General features: G+C 68.9%; 16 protein-coding genes and 2 pseudogenes. 4 read left to right on the forward strand and 14 right to left on the reverse strand.

From position 1 onward, the window contains the following. Positions 1-95: 95 nt before the first annotated feature. From ACFY2Z_RS39875 to ACFY2Z_RS39885, 3 genes and pseudogenes are all read right to left on the reverse strand, one after another. A pseudogene (locus ACFY2Z_RS39875) lies at positions 96-224 on the reverse strand (sensor histidine kinase); the annotation flags it as partial. A gap of 312 nt (positions 225-536) precedes the next feature. Then, positions 537-2,104: pseudogene (locus tag ACFY2Z_RS39880) on the reverse strand (catalase). Positions 2,105-2,317: 213 nt separating this feature from the next. Then, a complete protein-coding gene (locus ACFY2Z_RS39885; RefSeq protein WP_390748897.1) occupies positions 2,318-3,214 on the reverse strand; it encodes a LysR family transcriptional regulator in 897 nt (298 codons plus the stop codon). A 177-nt stretch (positions 3,215-3,391) separates the two neighbouring features. Between ACFY2Z_RS39885 and ACFY2Z_RS39890 the strand changes: the two genes are divergently transcribed. The 3 genes from ACFY2Z_RS39890 to ACFY2Z_RS39900 all read left to right on the forward strand — a co-directional run bounded on the left by ACFY2Z_RS39890 (position 3,392) and on the right by ACFY2Z_RS39900 (position 6,739). Then, the gene (locus ACFY2Z_RS39890) at positions 3,392-4,129 is read left to right on the forward strand and encodes an acetoacetate decarboxylase (protein WP_390748898.1); all 738 of its coding nucleotides are present in this window, start codon (positions 3,392-3,394) and stop codon (positions 4,127-4,129) included. A gap of 81 nt (positions 4,130-4,210) precedes the next feature. Then, the gene (locus ACFY2Z_RS39895) at positions 4,211-5,191 is read left to right on the forward strand and encodes a 3-hydroxyacyl-CoA dehydrogenase family protein (protein ID WP_390748899.1); all 981 of its coding nucleotides are present in this window, start codon (positions 4,211-4,213) and stop codon (positions 5,189-5,191) included. 45 nt (positions 5,192-5,236) lie between these two features. Then, complete coding sequence (locus ACFY2Z_RS39900; protein ID WP_390748900.1) at positions 5,237-6,739, forward strand: CoA transferase; 1,503 nt, start codon at positions 5,237-5,239, stop codon at positions 6,737-6,739. 284 nt (positions 6,740-7,023) lie between these two features. Here the strand turns inward: ACFY2Z_RS39900 and ACFY2Z_RS39905 are convergent, their stop codons facing one another. From ACFY2Z_RS39905 to ACFY2Z_RS39955, 11 genes are all read right to left on the reverse strand, one after another. Beyond that, positions 7,024-7,956: a glycosyltransferase family 2 protein gene (locus ACFY2Z_RS39905; protein WP_390748901.1), complete on the reverse strand. Its 933-nt coding sequence runs from the start codon at positions 7,954-7,956 to the stop codon at positions 7,024-7,026. Beyond that, positions 7,953-8,957 (reverse strand): glycosyltransferase family 9 protein, encoded by a 1,005-nt coding sequence (locus ACFY2Z_RS39910; RefSeq protein WP_390748902.1) that lies wholly within the window; start codon positions 8,955-8,957, stop codon positions 7,953-7,955. The genes ACFY2Z_RS39905 and ACFY2Z_RS39910 overlap by 4 nt, the downstream gene beginning before the upstream one ends. After that, a complete protein-coding gene (locus ACFY2Z_RS39915; RefSeq protein WP_390748916.1) occupies positions 8,954-10,399 on the reverse strand; it encodes a PfkB family carbohydrate kinase in 1,446 nt (481 codons plus the stop codon). Before ACFY2Z_RS39915 ends, ACFY2Z_RS39910 begins: the two co-directional genes overlap by 4 nt. Continuing rightward, entirely contained in the window at positions 10,399-11,034 is a 636-nt protein-coding gene (locus ACFY2Z_RS39920; RefSeq protein WP_390748903.1) for an SIS domain-containing protein, read from the reverse strand. The genes ACFY2Z_RS39915 and ACFY2Z_RS39920 overlap by 1 nt, the downstream gene beginning before the upstream one ends. After that, the gene (locus tag ACFY2Z_RS39925; protein ID WP_390748904.1) at positions 11,031-12,269 is read right to left on the reverse strand and encodes a glycosyltransferase; all 1,239 of its coding nucleotides are present in this window, start codon (positions 12,267-12,269) and stop codon (positions 11,031-11,033) included. The genes ACFY2Z_RS39920 and ACFY2Z_RS39925 overlap by 4 nt, the downstream gene beginning before the upstream one ends. Continuing rightward, positions 12,266-13,228, reverse strand: coding sequence for a glycosyltransferase (locus ACFY2Z_RS39930; protein WP_390748905.1), 963 nt, complete (start codon positions 13,226-13,228; stop codon positions 12,266-12,268). The genes ACFY2Z_RS39925 and ACFY2Z_RS39930 overlap by 4 nt, the downstream gene beginning before the upstream one ends. Next, positions 13,225-14,232 carry a glycosyltransferase family 9 protein gene (locus tag ACFY2Z_RS39935; RefSeq protein WP_390748906.1) on the reverse strand — a complete coding sequence of 336 codons (1,008 nt, stop codon included), beginning with the start codon at positions 14,230-14,232 and terminating at the stop codon, positions 13,225-13,227. Before ACFY2Z_RS39935 ends, ACFY2Z_RS39930 begins: the two co-directional genes overlap by 4 nt. After that, the gene (locus tag ACFY2Z_RS39940; protein ID WP_390748907.1) at positions 14,229-14,780 is read right to left on the reverse strand and encodes a D-glycero-alpha-D-manno-heptose-1,7-bisphosphate 7-phosphatase; all 552 of its coding nucleotides are present in this window, start codon (positions 14,778-14,780) and stop codon (positions 14,229-14,231) included. Before ACFY2Z_RS39940 ends, ACFY2Z_RS39935 begins: the two co-directional genes overlap by 4 nt. A 137-nt stretch (positions 14,781-14,917) precedes the next feature. Beyond that, complete coding sequence (locus ACFY2Z_RS39945; protein WP_390748908.1) at positions 14,918-16,006, reverse strand: glycosyltransferase family 2 protein; 1,089 nt, start codon at positions 16,004-16,006, stop codon at positions 14,918-14,920. Next, a complete protein-coding gene (locus ACFY2Z_RS39950; protein ID WP_390748909.1) occupies positions 16,003-17,637 on the reverse strand; it encodes a carbamoyltransferase in 1,635 nt (544 codons plus the stop codon). The genes ACFY2Z_RS39945 and ACFY2Z_RS39950 overlap by 4 nt, the downstream gene beginning before the upstream one ends. 51 nt (positions 17,638-17,688) lie before the next feature. Then, a complete protein-coding gene (locus ACFY2Z_RS39955; protein ID WP_390748910.1) occupies positions 17,689-18,663 on the reverse strand; it encodes an NAD-dependent epimerase/dehydratase family protein in 975 nt (324 codons plus the stop codon). Positions 18,664-19,704: 1,041 nt separating this feature from the next. On the opposite strand from ACFY2Z_RS39955, the gene ACFY2Z_RS39960 reads away from it, so the two are divergent. After that, entirely contained in the window at positions 19,705-20,964 is a 1,260-nt protein-coding gene (locus ACFY2Z_RS39960) for an MFS transporter (protein WP_390748911.1), read from the forward strand. The last annotated feature ends 243 nt before the right edge of the window (positions 20,965-21,207 follow it).

The raw sequence follows: 21,207 nt of genomic DNA on the forward strand, positions 1-21,207 counted from the left end.
AGCAGCAACGACTGACGGACACACCATCCAACGAGACTACGGATGGCCCACAACTGAAGCGCCGAAGCTGGCCTCATATTGAGCCGTCGCCGACACCAGGTACGCAGCACACCGTGTTCGCCGCCGTGCCGGATGCTGTTGGCGGCCACCTCCGTGGCGGACAAGTGCAGTTCGACCAGGCGTCGGCCGGTCAGGCCGTGCCGTTCGGCGCACGCGGCGATCTTGCAGAACTACTACCGCGACGCGGCAGGCCGCCTGCGTTGGCGCACTGCCGACGACGGCGGTCTGCCGCCCTCCTCCTCCGCGATCCTCTCGCCCTACGACACCACGGCGCGCTATGTCCGCCACGGGCACATCATCAGATGGAAGGGGTTCGCCGCACATGTCACCGAGACGTGTGCCTCCGGCAGCCTGAACGTGATCACGGGCGTGGCCACCACCTCGGCCGCCACGAACGACGGCCAGGCCCTGCCCGGCACCCACACCCGCCTGGCCCGTCGCGGTCTGCTGCCCGCCGAGCACCTGGTCGACGGCGGTTACACCTCCCTGGTCCACCTGGAACGAGCCGCCCGTGAACACCAGATCACCGTCAGCGGCCCACTGCCGGCCAACCCCACCCGCCAGCACCGCAAGAACAGGGCTTCGACCGGGACGACTTCCACATCGACTTCGACCGTCGGCAGGTCACCTGCTCCCAGGACCAGGTCAACGCGGGCCGGCGCGGCCCCTACCCGACGTCCTCGCCCACCGCCGCCCCGCTGATCGTGGCCCGGTTCACCAAGAGCCAGTGCCGCCCCTGCCCGGTCCGCACCCGCTGCACCAGCACCGCCGACAGCGCCCGGACCGTGGGCTTTCCCCCACGGGAACTCCGAGACCTGCAACTCCGCGTCCGCGCCGAGCAGCAGACCCTCGCGGCCCGTCTGCTGCGGCCCGCCGAAGCTGTTCGGCTCGTAGTTCTTCGCCCCGCCGTGCCCGCCGTCGTAGAGGAAGCCGTCACGGGAGTTGGTGCGCGCCTCGGTGGCGTGCGGGCGGTTCACCGGCAGGTGGTCGGCGTTGATGCCGACGCGGTAGTGGTGCGCGTCGCCGGAGGCGAACAGCCGGCCTTGGAGCATTCTGTCCGGGGACGGGCCGATGCCCGGCACGAAGTGGGCGGGGCTGAAGATCGACTGCTCGACCTCGGCGAAGATGTTGTCCGGGTTGCGGTTGAGTTCCAGCCTGCCGATCTCGATCGGCGGGTAGTCCTCGTGCGGCCACACCTTGGTCAGGTCGAACGGGTTGAAGCGGTACGTCGCCGCCTCATCCTCCGGCATGATCTGCACCTGCACGGTCCAACTGGGGAACTCACCGCGCTCGATCGCCTCGCGCACGTCGCGCTGGTGCGAGTCGGGGTCCTTGCCCGCGAGGATCTCTGCCTCCTCGGCGGTCAGGTTCTTGATCCCCTCGGTCTTGAAGTGTACTTGACCCAAAGACCTCGCCAGCCGCGTTGTTCACTGATAGGTGTGCGAGCCGTAGCCGTTCATGTGCCGGTACGACGCCGGAACGCCGCGGTCGCCGAACAGCCAGGTCACCTGGTACGTGGATTCCGGCGACAGCGACCAGAAGTCCCAGACGTTGTCGGCTTCCGTCGAGCCGGTGTACGGGTCGCGCTTCTGCGTGTGGATGAAGTCCGGGAACTTGATCGAGTCCCGGATGAAGGACACCGGGGTGCCGACGAGTCGTAGTTGCCCTCCTCGGTGTAGAACTTCAGCGCGAAGCCCCTCGGGTCGCGGACCGCGTCCGCCGCACCGAGGTTCCCGGTCACCGTCGAGAAGCACAGAAACGTCTCCGTCTGCTTCCCGACCTCGGAGAGGAAGGCGGCACGGGTGTACGGCGTGACGTCGGCGGTCACCGTGAAGGTGCCGTACGCGCCGGCACCGCGCGCGTGCACCACGCGCTCCGGAATGCGCTCCCAAGTGGGCAGCTTCTCCAGCAGCAGCTGGTCCTGGATCGGGACCGGTCCGCCGACGCCCGCCGTCTCACTGTTCTGGTTGTCGGCGACCGGCGCACCGGCCTCTGTAGTGAGCGGCACTCCGGCCAGTGGTCCGGACGTGTCTGCGTTCGCCATTGCTGCATCCTTTCGTGCATTGCTTCGGCTTCGGGAACGCTATTGGCGAACCACCTAGAGTGGAATTGGCGTCTCGCTAACAGCGGTGTGACCGCAGCGGTCACACCGGGTTTCAGGCCTTCAATCAATTTCAGGGTGCCTTCATTTCAAGGCACGAGGCTGGGATTCGCAATATGAGAAAGCGGTGACTCCGACCGCAGGTTGCCGGGTCATTCACGTGACGGTGTGGCGGGTGATCAGGTCCAGAAGGCGAAGGACGGCCGCATCCGCATCCGGGCGGCGGACGGCAACCAGCTTGGTTTCGAGCAGGGGCGATTGCCCTTGCAAGGAAACGAAGGAGACCCCCGGAATCGGGAAATCACGCAGTGGCTCAGGCAGGAGGCTCACGCACAGACCGGAGGCGACATAGCTGAGTAGGCCGATGAGATCATCAGCCACCGCTCGACTGCGTGGCGAAAATCCCGCCTCACTACAGGCAAGGTGCACCTGCTGAGCCAAGGTCGGTAGCGTTACGGGATCCGGGAGCGCAAAATCCTCGCTGCGCATTTCACTCAACGCCACTTCGCCGGTTCTTGCCAGAGGATGATCGCGCGGAAGCGCCACGGCGATACGCTCGACGGCGAAGCCATGATACTGGAGCTCGTGCGACAGAGAGGAAGGGTCGCGCAGAAATCCGAGGTCCAACGTGCCGGATCTGACCATTTCGGCGAGGGCGGCCGGCGAATCCTGATGCAGATGGATGCGCAGTCCTGGCATTTCCTCGGCTGCCGCCCGGAGCAGTCCGGGCAAATAATGGTGACTGAGAATGCTGACATAACCCACTCGGACATCCCCCTCCAAACCGCCGGCGACTCGTCGCACCCGTTCGACGGCCATGGACTGCGCGTCCAGGACACGTTGCGCATCCACGACGAACGCCTCACCGGCAGCGGTCAGAGAGACTCCTCCCGGACCTCGGTCGAATAGCCGCACACCCAGCCCCCGCTCCAGGCGCTGAATGGATTGACTGAGCGGTGGCTGGCTCATGCGAAGCCGCTCTGCGGCCCGACCGAAATGCCTTTCCTCGGCCACTGTCAGGAACTGCTGCAGTAGCCGTTTCGTGAGGGTCATATCCTCCATCATATGGATCACTATACGTCCATATATTGGACAGACATGCCCATGAAGGCGTCCACTAGGTCGTGGGGCTGCCGAATCCGGCCCCCTCCCCAGCCCTGGGTCATGCGGGAGAGGCACGGCAACGCCGCACCACCGTGCTGAACCCAGGCCCTCTCCCTGGAGGTCACGATGCGCAAGCAAGACGTCGCCCGGCTCTTCACCACTCCGCTGGACTCCCCCGCCTACGCGCCCACCCGGTACCGCTTCAACAATCGCGAGTACCTCAACATCTACTACCGCACCCATGCCGAGGCGCTGCGCCGTATCGTCCCCGAGCCGCTGACGATCACCGACCCGGTGGTCCGCTTCGAACTCATGCGGATGCCCGACACCACCGCTCTGGGTGACTACACCGAAGCCGGCCAGCTGATCGCTGTGGAACACGAAGGTGAGAAGGGCGAGTTCAACCTCGCGATGTACGTGGACAGTGTCCCGGCGATCTCCAGCGGCCGTGAATACAGCGCGTACCCGAAGAAGGCCGGCTCGCCCACCCTCTACGTGGACTCCGACACTCTTGTCGGCACGCTCGACTACGGCACGGTGCGCGTAGCCACCGCGACCATGGGCTACAAGCACCACACCATGGACCTGGACGAAGCTCGCGCCGAGGTCTGTTCCCCCACCTACATGGTCAAGACGGTCCCGAACTACGACGGCACCCCCCGTATCTGTGAGCTGGTTCGCACGCGGATCACCGACATCACCGTCAAGAGCGCCTACACCGCCCCGGCCCGCCTCCAGCTGTTCGCCCATGTGATGGCACCGCTTGCAGACCTGCCGGTCCTGGAGGTTCTGGGCGCCAGCCACATCGTCACAGACCTGAGCCTCGACCCGGTCGAGCCGGTCTACGACTACCTCGCCGCCTGAGTCGGCAAAGCAACTCGGCCCTTCCCCACTCGACCCCAGTGGAAGGCACCTGCGCACCCCCTCCGAGAAGGATCAAAAATCATGACTCCCCTTTCCGAGCCTGTGTCAGCTCGCTACAAGCGTGCCGCGATCATCGGCGGCGGCGTGATCGGCGTCTCCTGGGCCGGTCTCTTCCTCGCCCGCGGCATCGACGTCGTCATCAACGACCCGCGCGACGACATCGCTGACCTCGTCCGGGCGGGTCTGGAGGAGATCACCCCAACCCTGGCCGAACTCGGGCTGGACACCGAGGACCTCGCAGCCGGGCTCTCCTTCGAGGCCGACCTGGCCACCGCCGTCGGGCGCGTGGACGTCGTACAGGAGAACGGCCCCGAGCGCCTGGATCTCAAGCAGCAGATCTGGCAGACCGTCGAGCAGAACGCGCCCGCCCACGCGCTGCTGGCCACCTCGACCTCCAGCATCCCCGCGACCGCCATCGCGCAGGCGATGCAGCAGCCCGAGCGCCTCATCGTGGGCCACCCGTTCAACCCCCCGCACCTGGTACCGCTGGTGGAGATCGTGCCCGGCGAGAAGACCTCCGAGGAGACGGTTTGCCAGGCCAAGGCGTTCTACGCCGCGCTCGGCAAGAAGCCGCAGGTCCTGCGCGAGGAGGTGCCCGGTTTCGTCGCCAACCGTTTGCAGTCCGCGATCTTCCGCGAGTGCGTGTACCTGGTGGCCCAGGGCGTGGTGACCGAGCAGGAGCTCGACGACATCGTCACTGCCTCCATCGGTATGCGCTGGGCGGTCGGCGGCCCGTTCCGCACCTTCCACCTCGGCGGTGGCCCGGGCGGGCTGCCGCACTTCATCGAGCACCTCGGCCGCGCCATGGAGGCCAACATGTGGCCGGCCCTCGGCAACCCCGCCTTCGACGAGGCGACCGTGGCCACACTCATCGAGCAGGCCAACGAAGCCTTCGGGGGCACCACCGTCGAGGAACTGGCCGCCGAGCGCGACCGCGCGCAGATCGCCCTCATGCGCGCTCTGGGCCAGACCCCGGACGCCGGCACCGCCGACCGCGCCTGACCGCCCTCCCCCACCACCGAAACCAGCGTGAGAAACAAAGCAATCATGTCCCTGTCTGACAAGTCCCTCACCGAAAAGATCAACAAGGCGATCGCCGACCCGGCCACCGACGACACGTTCGACATCCACGCCGAGACCAACGAGGTCCTCGCGGGCATCGGCCTGAAGCCGGGCGACACCGGCGGCCACATCACCTACGAGGGCGCCGACCCGGTCGTCCCGAGCACCCTGCGCCTCGGCGCGGCCTCCGGCATCTCCCTGGTCGCCAAGTCCGCCGCCATCGCCGCCCTGTGGAAGGACCGCACCGGTCGCGGCCAGGACGTCCACATGGACATCCGCAAGGGCCCGCACCGCCTGTGCCCCTTCTACGAGGGCAAGTGGGAGCTGCTCAACGGCTACCCCAGCGGGACCCCGTCGATCATCAACATGGCCTATGCCAACAACTTCTACCGCAGTGCGGACGGCCGTTGGATGATGCCGTTCAACATCTACCCCAACATCAAGGTCGCCGCCCAGCGGCTGCTCGGCGCCGGTGACGTGCCCGAGCACGTCGCGGCCGCGGTCTCGAAGTGGAACGCCCGGGAGCTGGAGCAGGCCGGCGCCGAGGCCGGCTGCGTGATGCCCATGGTGCGCACGCCCCAGGAGATCTTGCAGGAGGAGCAGTACAAGCAGGTCCTGTCCAAGCTGCCGCTGGTGGAGATCACCCGCATCGGTGACAGCGACCCCGAGCCGCTGCCCGCAAACCCCGTCGCCCCGTTCGACGGCGTGCGCGCGCTGGGCATGGGCCACATCATCGCCGGTGCCGGTGCCGGCCGCGCCATGGCCCTGCACGGCGCGGACGTGCTGAACCTGTGGCGTCCCTACGAACTCGAGCACGACGTCACCTACAACACGACCAGCGTCGGCGTGCGCTCCGCCACCGTGAGCCCCTACACCAAGGAAGGCCTGGCCCGCATCCACCAGCTCCAGTCCGAGGCCGACGTCTTCTACGCCAACCGCCGCCCCGGCTTCCTGGAGCGCATCGGTCTGTCCGAGGAAGAGGCCATCGAGCGCCGCCCCGGCGCGATCTACGCCACGGTGTCGCTGAACGGCAAGACCGGTCCGTGGAAGGACTACCTCGGCTTCGACCAGACCGCCGGCGCGCTCACCGGCCTGCTGCACCTGGAGGGCGACGGCGACGAGCCGGCCCTGCCCCCCATCACCGTCGTCAACGACTACCTCCTGTCGTGGTTCATGACCGCCGGTATCGCCGAGGCCCTGCGCCGCCGCGCCAAGGACGGGGGCAGCTACCGCGTCCACGTCGTGCTGTCCCGCGTCGCCCTGTGGATCCTGTCCATGGGCATCTTCGACCAGGACTACGCCAAGCAGATCGCCGGCACCGGTGAGCTGCATGCTTACCCCGACCCGGAGCTCTTCACCGCCGAGACCCCTCTCGGCCACTACCAGGGCATCACCGACCAGGTGAAGATGTCGGACACTCCCGGCGCCTACCGGCAGATCCTCGTTCCGCGCGGCTCCCAGCGCCCGGAATGGCTGCCCCGGACCTGATTCGCCGACCGACTGCCCTCCCCGGCCAGCGCGCGCCCGCTGACAGGTCGACGGAGCCAGCAGGCCATTTGGCACCACTGTGCCGACCCCGAAAACGGAGCCGAGCACGGTGGTTGCCGCGGCCGCCCGAGGAGGGTGGGCTCGCCCCATTCGACTTGTCCCTTCGCCCGCCCCATTCCGGCCTGGTGCATCAGGTGCCAGGCCCGGCCAGACGTGCCCCCCATGTGTCAGCTCAGCAGGATCCGGTGGCGTAGGAGTCGGAAGCTGGCACGGGCGTCTGCTTCTTAGGTTCGTGTGGTTGGGGCCTCGTCCAGCAGCCTGGCCGCGCGTTCGACATGCAGTGGCAGCCTTCGGCGCCGTGAGAGAGCGGCTGGCAGACGCGTGAGGACCTCGAGCAGGGCCTGCCGAGCGCCCGGGCGTCCGGCGGCGGCTGCTGCGGCGAGACGTGTGCTGCCCCCCAGTGCCACCGAGAGAGGTCGACGCAGCCACAGGGTGAGGACTTCGTTGCGGCGCAGCAGGTGGCTGCGATTCGTGCCAGCCGAGGGGGCAGGATCGTGGCGGGCTGTCAGGGAGGGTTCGTACGTAACGCCCCAGCCGCCGGCCGCGAGGTCATAGGCCAGCAATGTCTCCTCGCAGCCGAAGAAGAGCAACGGATGGTAGCCCCCCACAGTGAGGAAGGCTTCCCGGCGCGCCACGCACGCGCAGCCCAGGAAGCCCAGTACCGGTCGTCCCGGCAGATCGGGCTCGTCCGGCAGGGGCGATGCGGCGAGGATGGCATTGAGTGGGTCTTCCGTGGCGTGGGGGCCGACGAGAGTGCGGGCGGCCACCAGGCCCAGGCGGGGGTGAGCGTCGAGCAGGTCGGCGGCTCGGCGCAGAGCGCCCGGCGTCCACCAGGAGTCGTCGTCGCTGAAGGCGACGTAAGGCGTAGTAGCCAGTCTTGCCGCAAGATTACGGCCCAGTGAGCCCGTGTTTCGGCCGGGCCTGAGCACGCGGGTGGCTGCTGGATGATGCCGTATTGCGCGCAGCGTCGTGTCGTCGGATCCGTTGTCCACGACGATCACAGGAGGCTGTTCGGGGAGCGCGCCGAGTGCATCCAGTGTGCGTAGCATGCTGGCGCACCGATCGCGGGTGATGACCGCGATGGTGACCCTGCCGTCCGGGGTGTCGGCTCGGACGGGGTAGGCGTCAGGCGAGGGCTGGTGGGACACACGCCTCATCTCCGTTTCAGGGCCGTACGGCCGGGCGGCATGGTGGCCGGCCTTGTGTGAAGCAAGGTCAGGGCCACGGTGGTGACCTCATCGGTCTCAATCCGCAGGAGTTGGGGGTTGGGCACGTGGTCGTGCGGGTCTCCGGGCGGTCCGCCTTTCCACAGCGCGCGGTGGCGCGGGTCGAGTGGCGGCCCCCACAGACGAGGAGACACTGGTCCGAACAGCGTTAGGGACGGCGTGCCGTAGGCAACAGCGAGGTGAGCGAGGCCGGTGTCGCCGCTGACGACCAGCGCCGCGTCGGCGACGAGCGCCGACAGCACGCCGAACGGCAGCCCGCCGCGCAGCACGTCCGATGCCGGCAGGCCAGCCAGCCCGGCAACGTCCATCGCCAACGCGTCTTCCTTCGGGCCGCCGGTGATCACAACGTGGTGCCGGGCAGAACGTAGCCTCCACGCCACCTCTGCATAGCGCTCCGCAGGCCAGCGGCGGGCAGTGGACTGCGCACCGGGGTGGATGACGACGGCGCCCGGCGCGGGGGAGGCCGCGGCCGGACGGGAAAGCTGGAGGTCGTCGGGGTCGGCGGGGATGCCGTACACCCCGAGGAAATGGCACCAGCGCTCGCGTTCGTGTTCGTCCGGCCGCCACACTGGGGTCCGGGCCGGGACCGGGTCCTGCTGTGCGTAGGCCAGCAGCTGACGCGGTGCGAGGGCGGCCAGCGCGTCTCGGCTCTCGGGCCCGTTGCCGTGCAAGTCGATCGCCACGTCTGGGGGCGGCCCCGGCCAGTCGTCCAGCCAGGGCACGCCCCGGTCGGGCGCCTCGGCCGCCAGGACGTCGTCCACTGCGCCGGTGGCCAGCGCGGCCTCGGCGAGCTTCGCGGGCAGCGCGAGGACGATCCGATGCCGAGGGAAGGCTCGGCGCACACCACGCAGCGCTGGCACGCCGGTGAGCAGGTCACCCAGTCCGAGCGCGCGCAGCACCACAAGCTGGCGCCGACCCTGCGTGGCGGTCACCGTCGCATCCCTTGGTGCGACGCATCTTCGGCGCGGTCCTCGGGTGTCGGAGCATGCGCTGCCCGTTCGGCGATGCCGGTGGTGGAGCGGCCGTCGAGATAGGGGAAGAGCACGACCTGGCCGCCCCAGCCCTCTACGAGCGAGGTTTCTGGCATAGGGGTACGGGCGTAGTCGCCGCCCTTGGCCCAGATGTGCGGGCGTAGCTCGGCGAGCAGCCGCTCTGGCGTGTCCTCGTCGAACACGGCGACCGTGTCGACGCACTCAAGGGCGCGCAGCACTCGGATGCGGTCCGCCACCGGCACGAGCGGCCGGCCGCTACCCTTGTTGCGGCGCACGGACTCGTCCGAGTTGACGCACACGATCAGGCAGTCGCCGGTGCGGCGGGCCGCCTGCAGGAGAGCGACATGGCCTGCGTGCAGCAGGTCGAAGCAGCCGCCCGCCGCGACAACGGTACCGCCCGCGGCCCGCACCCGGGCGGCCGTGCACAGCGCATCCTCGGTCGGCTCGCGCCGTGCCGCGCGGAACGGTGACTCGGCCGGGGCCGTGCCGGTGCCCAGCGCACGGACACCGCCCTCGGCGACATACCGGGTGGCGGAGTGCACGGCAGCGCGTACGGCGGTCTCGGTCAGCTCGCCGTCTGCCAGAAAACCGGCTGCCGTCGCCGAGAACCGGTCCCCGGCTCCGCAGGCGTCGCCCTGGACGGTCACCGGCGAGGGCACCATCAGCGGGGTCCCACCATGGGACAGCAGCGCGCCCCGCCCGCCCAGAGTCACGGCCACCGAAGCTGCCCGCCACGCCTCGACGAGCGTCCCGGCGTCCTGGGCGGCGGTACGCAATTCGTTCTCGTCCACAACTGCCGGCGCGCCGTCGAGCCGAGCGGCGAAGGCGCGGGCCTCGGTCGCGGACGGTGTGACGATCCGGACGCCTGGCACCGGCGGTTCGCCGCGCGGATGTGGGTCCCAGACCACGGGCACACGGGCCGCCGCCTCGGCCAGGGCGTCGCGCAGCACATCGGCGCTGCCCTGGCCGTAGTCGGCGACGAGGACGGCTGAGGCAGCGGCCACCGTCTGGCACGTCTCCTCGGTCGCTGCACGGGCGCGCCCGTCGCCGTCGTCCAGGCGCAGCAATGGCCGGCCGTCGACGAGGACCCGGGTCTTGGTGGATAGCTCACCGGTCAGGGGAAGCGGTATCAGCTCGACTCTCCCGTCCAGCAGCTGGCGCAGTACGTCACTGGAGGTGTCGTCGCCCAGCGCGGTGACGAGGGTGACGTTCCAACCGTCGGACGCGGCGAGGCAGGCGGCAAGCGCCGCCCCTCCCGGGCGGGTGAGGCGCCGGACGTCCCTCACCACGGGCACGGGCGCGTCGGGTGCGAGACGTTCGGCGCGGCCTGTCAGATCGTGGTCGAGTAGAGCGTCCCCGACGACGAGTAGGGGCGCGGCCATCATCCGCCGCCTCTTCGCGCTGTCCTCCACCGCTGACCGGTCGGGCGGTACCGCTTCCCGTCGGCGGTCCCTTCTACGGCCCGGTCGAAGAACTCACAGAGCATGTGGACGGCCACGAGGTGCAATTCCTGCACAGTGGCCGCGCTAGCCGCGGCCACGCACAGGGCCTCGTCGGCTGTGGCCTGCAATGGGTTGGGGGCTGGGCCGGTCAGCGCCCAAACGGTCATGGCGAGGCGCTGTGCCTGGTTCGCGGCGACGAGCAGGTTGGCGCTGGCACCGCTGGTGGACAGCAGCATCAGAACGTCTTGGGGCCGGCCGTGCGCGGCGACCTGCCGGGCAAAGATTTCCTGCACGCCGTAGTCATTGGCGATGGCGGTGACGGCGGAGGTGTCAGTGTGAAGCGCCAGCGCGGAGAATGCGGGGCGGTCGTCGCAGTAGCGGCCCACCAGTTCGGCCGTCAGGTGCTGGGCCTGGGCAGCACTGCCGCCGTTGCCCGCTGCCAGCAGCCGGGCACCGCTGCCGAGGCGGTGGGCTAGAAGAGAGCTCCACCGTTGGATCTGCGGAGTGTGCTCGCGGAACCCTCCGAGCGCCTCCATCAGGTCATCGCAGTGCGTGGCGTCGGTGACGAGTTTCATCGGGCGACTCCCGAGAGTGAGGGGGCGGAGGAGACGGCGCTGTAGACCCGCGCCACCTTGTCGGCCACATGGCCCCACGTGTAGTGGCCGAGCACACGCTGCCGACCGTGGGCGCCGTACTCAGCGAGCAGGGCCCGGTCGTCCAGCAGACCGCGAATGATCACGCCGATGTCATGATCGGTCGTTTCGGGTGCGACCAGAACGCCGGTGTGGCCGTCCACGATGGTGTCCATCTGCCCCCCGACCGCGGTGGCGACGACGGGGGTACGACAGGCCATAGCCTCAACCGGAACGATGCCGAACGGCTCGTAACGGGGCAGCGACAGCACGAGGTCCGCGCTGGACATCAGCCACGGCATCTGCTCACGGCTCACGCCGCCCAACAGCGCCACACGATCGCTGACTCCACATTCGTCGGCAACTGTCCGGAGGCGCTCGGCCTCCGGCTCGGACGCCAAGAGGGTGGATTCAGGTCCGCCGGCGATGAGCAACTGGGCGCCGGGAACGGCGGCCAGGGCGCGGATGGCGCGGTCGATGCCCTTGCGGGGCACGAGTCGGCCGACCGAGAGCAGCCGTGAGGTCCGGGAGCCGTCTCCTCGCGTCTCGGAGACATCGGCGAACTGTTCGGGGTCGACCCCGCACGGGACGACAAAGATATTCCGGCGAGACAGGCCCATGGCTTCGAGCTCGGCCACCTCGTCGTTGCAGGTGGCGATGATCGCGCTACACTCGCGGCCCACTGCTTTTTCGATCCCGATGCGGTCGGGCGGGCTGGTGTCGGCGGCGCCCTGGTACCGCTTCTTCACCGTTCCGAGGGCGTGGTACGTCTGCACCACCGGTGCCCCGAGTGCACGTGCGCCGGCCAGCGCGGCCATCCCCGACATCCAGAAGTGGGCGTGCACCACGTCAGGCGGATCGGCTGCCCACTCCCGGGCCAGCCAGTGGCCGAACTCGGGCATGTAAGGAAGGAGTTCGTCCTTCGGTATCGGCACCGGCGGTCCTGCCGGCACATGGACGACCTGCACACCATCCGAGGTCCTGACCCGTTCCGGCAACCCGACGCCGTCGCGGCGCGTATACACCACGACCTCGTGGCCTCGTTGAGTCAACTGTGCTGCGAGCTGCGCCACGTACACGTTCTGGCCGCCCGCGTCGGCCCCTCCGAGCTCGGCCAGCGGACTGGCGTGCTCGGAGACCATGGCGACGAGGCCGGCCGAGGGGAGGCTGCGGCTCATCGGGTGACCTCCTTGATCAGGTGTTCCCAGTCGTCCCGGAAACGTCGTTCTCCGTAGCGGGCCTGCGCCGCGGTGCGTGCGGCCTCCCCAGTGCGGCGTGCGTAGCCGGGATCGGCGAGGAATCCGCGGACGGCGTATTGGAGTACATCGAACCGGTTGGAGACGACGCCTGCTCCGTCGGGCACGGCCTCGCGAACCTCGGTCGTGGCCAGCGCCACTACTGGCATCCCCAGGAACATGGCCTCCAGCAGGGATAGTCCGAGAGAGGTCCAGCGCATGGGGTGGACATAGAGACGACATCGGGCCATCGTCGGGTGCAGTTCACTCTGCGGCAGGTCGCGTGCCCGGCAACGGTCGGGCGGAATATCCAGATGTACAGCGAGCCCCTCGGTGCGCATGCCGAACACCTCCAGCGGTACCCAGCCGGCGAACCGGGGCAGCAGGTCCGTTCCGGCGGTACGGCCGCGCCTCACGGGGTCGTTGACGACGACAGCGGCGCGCTGCTCCTCGCCGGTCCACAGGTGGCCCGGGTCGAGGATGCCATGCTCGATCACCGCAGTGGGCGCTCGCCCGTTGTCCCACATCAGGTGGTTGAAATGGGTGACGTGTACGAGCGCAATGTCGCTCCGGCCAGCCAGTGGGTGACGGGTGTCCACGGCTTTCCCGGGCGGGCTGTTGTGCTCGACGTACACAGCGGGCACATCGGTACCGGGGCGGCGGCCCGTCCATCGCTGGACCAGTTCGAGCTCGTGCGGCCGTTGCAGCACCATAAGATCGATGTCGGCTTCCCGCAGCTGCGCGGGCGTCAGTTCGCAGACAGTCGGGGGCCACTGCCAGGTACGGGCCCGCCCCAACCCGTCCGGTCCGCGCCCGGGCGTCACCGGAATGAGAAAGATGTGAGGCCCCTGGACAAACGCGGTGAGCCACGAGCCGTGCACATGCCAGACAAGGATGTTCATGCTCTCTCCTGGAGGAGTTTGTGAACCGCGCACGCCACGTCCTGGCCCGTGACCTGATCCAGGCACGGATGGCCGGGAACAGGACACTCCAGGGCACGGCTGCCCGCGCACGGTGCCGTCTGGTCGCCGAGGAGCACGCTCGGCACGCCGTACGGAGCCCACCGGTCCGCCGGAACCACGGGCGCGAACAGGGACACGACCGGGGTGCCCACTGCAGCGGCCAGGTGAGCTGGGCCAGTGTTGCCGCTGACCACCACGCGGGCGCGGCTCAGCACACCCGCCAGGGTGCGGGGGTCGGTGCGGCCGCCCAGATCGACTGCCACATCGCCGCTCACCCGCCGGGTGAGGCCCCCTTCGCCGGGACTTCCGGTGACCACGACACGATGCCCGGCGTCGGTGAGCAGAGCGACAGCCTCGGCGCAGCGGTCGGCGCTCCAAGCACGGGCGGGCGCGCTCGCGCCGGGGTGGACCACGAGATAAGGGCCGTTGCCGGTCATGGTCACCGTGTCCGGCGGTGGCAGGATGCCCAGCCGGCCATCGTCCCCAGGGCGTGGCAGGAAGCCCATGGCGACGGCTGTGTCGAGCGCCGCCTCGGCCTCATGCCGCTCCGGAAGCCGACGGTGCCGCACATCAAGGAGCCGGCCGGGATGGTCGACGCTGTCCGCGCCGATCCGCGCGACGCCGGCCAGCCGGAGCAGAAGTGCCGTGGGCAGCGGACTCTGATGGAACGAGGTCAAAACCAGCGCGGCGTCGAAGGCTGCGTCCCTCAGTCGACGGACCAGCCCGTCGATGTTCGCCTCACGGACCGAGGGCGGATCCAGCCCCTCCCAGGGTGCCGCCCAGACAATCACGTCGTCGACACCGGGAAGCAGGCAGGCGGCGGACTCGCCTTTCGGGCCGCACATCATCGCCACGTGAGAGCAGTGTGCGGCGACAGCCCGGACCGCGGGCCCCGCGAGCAGCACGTCGCCGAAGCTGTCGAGGCGGACAACCAGTGCCTTCACGGCCCGTCACCCACGTCCGGGTTGAGCAGCATCCGGACCGCTGTGAGCAGGTCCGCCGCAGTACGGGGCGACGCGGCGATCTCTTCAGGCCGGGTCGCTGCGGTTGGCACGAGAACACCCATGGCTCCGGCCGCATCCGCGGCCAGTATGTCGGACGCTATGTCCCCGATCACGACGCACTGGTGAGGGCTCACGCCGAGTCGTCGCGCCGCCTCCATCACCAGTCCCGGCCGGGGCTTGCGGCAGGTGCAGTCGTTTTCGGGCAGGTGCGGGCAGCACAACCACAGATCGAGACCGCCGAGCAGTTCGTCAGCACGCTCGTTGACGCACCGAACCTCGACGTCAGTGACCAGGCGCCGTCCAATTCCGGACTGGTTGCTCACCACGCCGACCGCGAGGCTCGCGGAGCGCAGCAGTTCCACGGCTCCCCGTGCACCGGGCATCAGCCGTACCTGGTTGGGGTCGCCGTTGTAGGGCACGTCCTCAATGAGGGTGCCGTCGCGGTCGAAGAGGACGGCTGCGAGACCAGCGGGCAGACGAGTCCCCATGCGACCGATGGAGCAGGGACGTGCGGCGTAGTCCCCAGCGCGATGGGCCGGTCCACAAGGCATCACCGCGGGCGCCGCAACCTCCGCGAGACGGAGGCACGCCGCATCCTCGGGGTTGGCATCCCTCGTACGAAGCTTCACGGCATCCTCCTTTGCGACAGGGTCCTTCGCGTGGGCGCCGCCGGGTCGGTGCCAGGCAGGAGACCGCGTGGCGCCGGCCGCAGGGGCTCGGCCCTTCGGTGGCGTATCCAGCCGGTGAGCCAGTGGCGGACCGCGAGCGGAGGGATGACGACGCTTGTCACCGCCATGGTGGCGACCTCCGAGGCGGTGCGAGGGCCGGGAAGGATGCGGGTCAGGGCGAACTCGACAGTGCCGAGCGCCCACACGGCGCCGACGACACCGGCGGAGCGTGCCCGACCCGCCAGCGCGAGTGCGGGCGCCGTCACAGCCATGGCGGTCACGAGTACGTGCCGCGGCAGCCGGCCGCGCGGTGCCTGGGCCCGGTCCCACCAGTCACGCCCATGCAAACGGCTCATCAGTGCGTCATCTGCGTTTCCGCGCTGGGCCCGTGCCGACACCCACGGGTCGGCTGTCCGCACCGGGTGACAGGTGGCGCGCCGCCCCCGGTGCAGCGACCACCCAGCTTCCTGTACCCGCAGGGCAAGATCGGCGTCTTCCCGAAACGCGCGGGGAAACCGTTCGTCAAATCCCCGGACCTCCGCCAGTACCGCCGTCCGGTAGGCCATGTCGGCGGTCACCCAAGCCGCGTGTTCAAGTCCCGCAGTGCCTCGCTCCCAGTCGGTGGGCCTGCGGCCCTTGGGAAGTGGGACGCTCAGGCGCCCTTGCACTCCGCCGATCGTCTCGTCGGCCACAGAGAGGTCTCCGGCGAGACGGCGGGACCAGTCGGGCAGTACCTGGACGTCGTCGTCCAGGAAGACGGTCCATGGCGTACGTACGGTGCGCCACCCGGCGTTGCGGGCAGCGGCTGGGCCTCGGCCCCCGGTGCGCAGGGTGCGCACCCTGGGGTGCAGGACGCCGGCTGCTTGCAAGGACAGCGGCGCCCCGGGTTCCGGGCGGTCGTCGACGACGATTACCTCCTCGGGCGGATGGCCCTCGGCCGCGGCCAGTGCACGCAGGCAGTCGGCGAGGCAATCCCGCCCGATCGTCGGGACGACGACGGCGTATGCGGGAGCGACCGCACCGTGCAAGCGGCGGACGGGAGTCATGCGAACACCTTCCTGCGGCGGATGGCGAACGGCCCCAATGCGAGGAGGTCGACCGGAGCGGAGCCGAAGCACTCGAGGGCATCGCGCGGGTCGTCGACCATGGGCCGCCCTGCGGTGTTGAGGCTGGTGTTGACCACGACGGGCAGCCCAGTCCGGCGCTCGAAACCCTCGATCATCCGGGCCACCAGCGGCTCGGCAGCGCGGTCTACAGTCTGGATCCGGGCCGTACCGTCCACGTGCACGACTGCCGGGATGCGCTCGCGCCACCCGTCAGCCACGTCGTGCACGAACAGCATGTACGGGCTGGGCAGAGGACCGTCGAACAGTTCCGAGGCCCGTTCGGCCAGCACCATCGGGGCGACAGGGCGGAACTCCTCGCGGCCCTTCACCGCGTTGAGCCGCTCCAAGTTCGCGGCTCGGCCGGGGTGGGCCAGCAACGAGCGGTGGCCCAGGGCTCGGGGGCCGTACTCGCTGCGCCCTTGGAACCAAGCCACGATACCGTCGCGGGCGAGTTCGTCGGCGACGGTCTCGGCTATGTCACCGGGTTCCTCGTACGGCACGTCGGCGCTCTCCAGGCAGGCACGCAGGTCGGCGTCGTCCCAGCCCCGACCCAGGGCTGCGGTCGGCATGGACTCCACCGTCTCCTTCTGGTGGGCCACGTGCAGTGCTGCGCCAAGGGCGGTGCCCGCGTCCCCGGCAGCGGGCTGCACCCAGATCTGACGGAAGGGACCCTCGCGGTGCAACCGACTGTTGGCCACACAATTGAGGGCAACTCCGCCCGCCAGCGTGAGCACGTCGTCCTCGGTGCGCTCGTGCAGCCACCGCACCAGGCCGAGCAGGACCTCCTCCAGGCATGCCTGGGCGCTGGCCGCCGCGTCGGCGTGGTCCTGCGTCCAGGGAGCGCCCGCCGAGCGGGGTGGAACGATCGACGGCCAAGGGACAGGACGAGTCCGGAAGCCACCGCCGTCGTCCAGGTGGACGTACGCCCGCAACTGCTCCAGAAAACGGGGCTTGCCGAAGGACGCGAGTGCCATCACCTTGAACTCGTCGCTGCTGCGCAGGAATCCAAGGTGCTGGGTAAGTTCCTCGTAGAACAGGCCCATCGAATGTGGCAGTGACTGCGAACCAAGAACGGTCAGTTCGCGGTTTACATACCGGCCGGCGAGGTGGGAGCCGCATTCGCCGCGGCCGTCCAACACCAGGACGGAGCAGTCCGGATACGGGGAGGCCTGGCCGGCGGAGGCGGCGTGGGCGACATGGTGGGCGACGAAGCGGACCTTGCCGGGGTCGAGCCCGGGAAGCGCTTCGGCGAGGAACTCCGGTGCTCGGCGAGCGTATTCCTGTCGCAGATGGTCCCACGGGTCGTGCAATCCCATGCGGTCGGCGGGGCGGGCGATTTCAGGATCGTAGGAGTAAGCGACCGCATCGAGATCGGAGGGGTTCAGGCCCGCGTGATCCAGGCACCAACGGGCAGACAATTCGGGCATTTCCCACGCGGAGAAGGGAAGGGGTCGCTTGCCGTGCTTGCGTCGGCTGAAGCGTTCCTCCTCCGCCGCTGCCACGATCAGGCCGTCCACGACGAGGGCAGCGGCGGGATCATGGAAGAGGGCGTTGATTCCCAGTACGCGCATGATGCCTCCGTCGCAATGGAGTGGACGACGTCTCAGAGATGCCGAGCCGTCTCACGCACCCAGCCGTGCGGCGAAGTGGGCGATGGTCTGCTTGATCCCTTCCTCCCACGGAACGCGCGGCGACCAGCCGAGCAGTTCACGTGCCAAAGCGGTGTCGGGGCGGCGCCGCTGCGGATCGTCGACGGGGCGGTCGACGAACTCGATCCGCGAAGAGGACCCCGTTAGCTCCACAATGCGGGCGGCAATCTCCCGCACGGTGACCTCGTCGGTCCCGCCGATGTTGACCGGGCGCACCGAGTGACTGGCAGCCACCCGCAGGACGCCGTCGACGGTGTCGTCGATGTAGCACAGGCACCGGGTCTGGCTGCCGTCCCCCGCCACCGTCAGCGGCTCTCCAGCGAGGGCCTGACAGACGAAGGTGGGCACCGCGCGGCCGTCGTGGGCGCGCATCCGTGGGCCGTAGGTGTTGAACAGCCGCACGATGCCCGCGTCGGCGCCCCTGGTGCGCACATGCGCGGTGACCAAGGCCTCAGCAAACCGCTTGGACTCGTCGTACACACTGCGCGGGCCGACCGGATTGACGTGGCCCCAGTAGTCCTCACGCTGCGGGTGCACAAGGGGGTCCCCGTAAACCTCGGACGTCGAGGCCAACAGCAACCTGGCCCCGTCCCGCTCGGCCAGCGCCAGCATGGCACGCGTACCCAGACTGCCGACGTCGAGGGTTTCGAGTGGGAGACGCAGGTAATCGGCAGGTGAGGCGGGACAGGCGAAGTGAAGGACCACGTCGTACGGTCCTCCCAGGCACCCAAGTGCCTCGGTAGCGCAGACGTCGCACTCCACGAACCGGAACCCGGGGCGGCCTTCGAGGTGCGCGACGTTCTCCCGTGTTCCAGACACCAGATTGTCGGCGCAGTCGACTTCGATTCCTGCATGCAGGAACTGTTCGCACAGGTGGCTGCCGATGAAGCCGGCGCCGCCGGTCACCAGGGCACGCCGCCAAGGGGCACGCGTCGTCGCATGAGTCATGGGAGGTCCCCTTTTCCGCGTCGCGGGCACACAACGGCCAAGTCATCGAGGCGTTCGCGGGTCGGGCGCGGGAGAAGAAGCTCGCGAACAAGAAAGGAGCAGTTTTGTCAGTCGGTCAGGGCGGCAGCTGCGCCCTCGTGGAAGAACCGTCTTTCCGACGGCACTAACGCGGGAATCCCCTGCCAGTAATTTTCACACGTTGATTCCAGTTGTCCACTCGGATCAAGTGCGCCCCGAGACTTGAGCAAGAGAGCGTTGCGGAACCGCAGTGGTCCACTGGCCCTCGGACTGTATGCACAACCGCACCCGTGTGCCCGCCGGCGCCGGACACCGGGAAACGGGACAGCGGCGGGCCGACAATCGTAGTTCCAGACTGACAGGCGAGGGGTAATCATCGGTCAGTTGACGGCCAACCACCGGCGGAGAACTTCGGCCCCACCGGGGCACTGACCGTAGGTGACGGCAGCCGCAAGGCACTCCCCCGAGCACGCCGCGAAGGAGTCGGCACCACCCTCAGCCTCTTGGACAAGCCGCCGACAGCCAACCCTGCCAGCCGTCGGCGCCGACTGCTGTGTCCGAATTACTAGGTGCGCTGGCCGGAAAGGGTAGGCACCGCTGACGTCTCGTGCTCGCCTCGCTGGTCGGCGTACACAGAGTGACCTGGTTCACAGTGCGAGCCAGTCGGCTTCACTTTTTGAACGCTGCCGGCGCTGCACCTGTGACCAAGCACACCCCGCGAGTCAAGTCCCGGGAATCCGGGGGCCCATGGCGCCCTTACGGAGATATTGACGCGGGAGCCCCAATCGGTCGCCCTGTCCGATCTGTCACGATGGTCCCTGTCTGAATGACTCGGAGGACGCAGCCCGCGCAGCGCGGCCGGGCGCCCGGCTCCACCAGTCTTGCCGTTGACTCCTCGTTGAGGTCAAATAACGCACTGTGTCTCCTGCACCTGTCTGGCCTTCGCCTGCGCCCGAAACATCCTCCCGGCACACCACCCTCTCCTCACCCCGTTCGCCCTGGCGATCGCTGAGGTACCGCAGCATGCGCTGGTGGTCCGCGGCGAACCTTGTGTCGAACGTCGGCACATGGATGCAGCTCACGGTGCAGAACCTGCTCGTCCTCCAAATCACCGGATCGGCGGCGGCTACCGGTCTGTCCATGTCCGTGCAGGCCGCACCCGCCTTGCTGATGAGCCTGCTGGGGGGCGCGGCCGTCGACCGGTGGCCTCGCAGAGTGACGGTGGCCGTAAGCCAGGCCCTGCTCGGCCTGGTGGCCTTCACTACCGCTGTGCTCGTGGTGCTGCACCAGCTCGGCATGACATCTCTGCTGGCCCTCGCCGCCGTTACCGGCGTCATCGCCACCGTCGACGGGCCGGCTTGCGCCCTGCTGGGCAACGACCTCGTCCCCACAGAAGACGTGTCCTCGGCCATCGGCGTCGGCGCGCTCGTTCACAGCGCCGGCCGGCTCCTCGGCACCGCCCTCGCCGGAGTAACAGTCGGATTCCTCGGCAGCGGCGCCGCATACGCCGCCAACGGAGTCTCTTTCCTCTTCGTGGCGTCGGTCGTACCGTTCCTGCGTCCCACGTACAGCGCGTCGCCACGCCCGTCGGTGAACGAGTCCGTCACTGAACGGCCCGCCGCACCCCGCCGGGAGATGACCGTACGGCAGGGTCTGGCCTATTTCGCACGCAGGCCGCGTTTGGTGGCGCTGGCTTGCGTCACAGGTATCAGCTCGGTCTTCGGGCGCAATTACGGGCTCACCCTGGCCGTCCTCGTCACCGGCCCGCTCGCAGGCGGTGCGGGGGCGTTCGGCACGGTCTCCAGCGTGCTGGCCGCGGGCGGCATCATAGGCGCGATCCTCGGCGCCAGGATGCGCCGGCCGTCCGTCCGGTACGTCGGCATCCTTGCCGCGGTCGGCGGGCTGCTGCAGGTGGCGGCGGGGCTGTCGCCGTCGCTGGCCGTTCTCCTGGTTCTCGTCCTGCCCATGGCCGTGGCCGAGTCTGTCTCTGATACCGCGGGCACGGCTGTACTGCAGACCGATCCGCCCGCACACCTCCGTGGCCGGGTACTCGGCGTCTGGAACAGCATCGGCACGGTGTGGAGTCTCGGCGGTCCGCCGGCGCTCGGCCTTCTCATGCAATTTGCCGGAGCCCGCGGAGCGCTGGTGACCGGCGGTGTGCTCATCGCCGGCGTGATCGCAACGGGCTTTGTCGTGCGCACGCGTATGGTTCCGAAGCCGGTGCCCCTGCCGACGCACGAGGTGGATGTGCAGAGCCCGGAGGCCTTGAGCACGGCTGCATGACCGGAACTGCGGCGGCGCACGGCGCATACCGAAGCACACTGTTAACACCCAAATACGGAATGTGACTCCGACTGCTGCTCTTCGGCTTCGACACCAGCGGTTCGTGGAATGCGAGCTCATCGCGCATCTCGGGACAATGCCGTGACTCTGTTGGTGATGTCGGTGGGGTGCTGACGCCTGGCCCGATGGGTGCTTGCCTGGTGGAGCGGGGCGGTGTCGACGGTGGGGGTGTTCGCGCTGTCG

It is taken from the genome of Streptomyces sp. NPDC001222 (assembly GCF_042896945.1).
GTDB lineage: Bacteria > Actinomycetota > Actinomycetes > Streptomycetales > Streptomycetaceae > Streptomyces > Streptomyces gibsoniae.

Coding starts and splice junctions, on each gene's coding strand:
- ACFY2Z_RS39925 (WP_390748904.1), bottom strand. CDS start 12,269: ATGAGCCGCAGCCTCCCCTCGGCCGGCCTCGTCGCCATGGTCTCCGAG.
- ACFY2Z_RS39900 (WP_390748900.1), top strand. CDS start 5,237: ATGTCCCTGTCTGACAAGTCCCTCACCGAAAAGATCAACAAGGCGATC.
- ACFY2Z_RS39960 (WP_390748911.1), top strand. CDS start 19,705: ATGCGCTGGTGGTCCGCGGCGAACCTTGTGTCGAACGTCGGCACATGG.
- ACFY2Z_RS39955 (WP_390748910.1), bottom strand. CDS start 18,663: ATGACTCATGCGACGACGCGTGCCCCTTGGCGGCGTGCCCTGGTGACC.
- ACFY2Z_RS39890 (WP_390748898.1), top strand. CDS start 3,392: ATGCGCAAGCAAGACGTCGCCCGGCTCTTCACCACTCCGCTGGACTCC.
- ACFY2Z_RS39930 (WP_390748905.1), bottom strand. CDS start 13,228: ATGAACATCCTTGTCTGGCATGTGCACGGCTCGTGGCTCACCGCGTTT.
- ACFY2Z_RS39940 (WP_390748907.1), bottom strand. CDS start 14,780: ATGGGGACTCGTCTGCCCGCTGGTCTCGCAGCCGTCCTCTTCGACCGC.
- ACFY2Z_RS39945 (WP_390748908.1), bottom strand. CDS start 16,006: ATGACTCCCGTCCGCCGCTTGCACGGTGCGGTCGCTCCCGCATACGCC.
- ACFY2Z_RS39915 (WP_390748916.1), bottom strand. CDS start 10,399: ATGGCCGCGCCCCTACTCGTCGTCGGGGACGCTCTACTCGACCACGAT.
- ACFY2Z_RS39920 (WP_390748903.1), bottom strand. CDS start 11,034: ATGAAACTCGTCACCGACGCCACGCACTGCGATGACCTGATGGAGGCG.
- ACFY2Z_RS39905 (WP_390748901.1), bottom strand. CDS start 7,956: ATGAGGCGTGTGTCCCACCAGCCCTCGCCTGACGCCTACCCCGTCCGA.
- ACFY2Z_RS39885 (WP_390748897.1), bottom strand. CDS start 3,214: ATGACCCTCACGAAACGGCTACTGCAGCAGTTCCTGACAGTGGCCGAG.
- ACFY2Z_RS39950 (WP_390748909.1), bottom strand. CDS start 17,637: ATGCGCGTACTGGGAATCAACGCCCTCTTCCATGATCCCGCCGCTGCC.
- ACFY2Z_RS39895 (WP_390748899.1), top strand. CDS start 4,211: ATGACTCCCCTTTCCGAGCCTGTGTCAGCTCGCTACAAGCGTGCCGCG.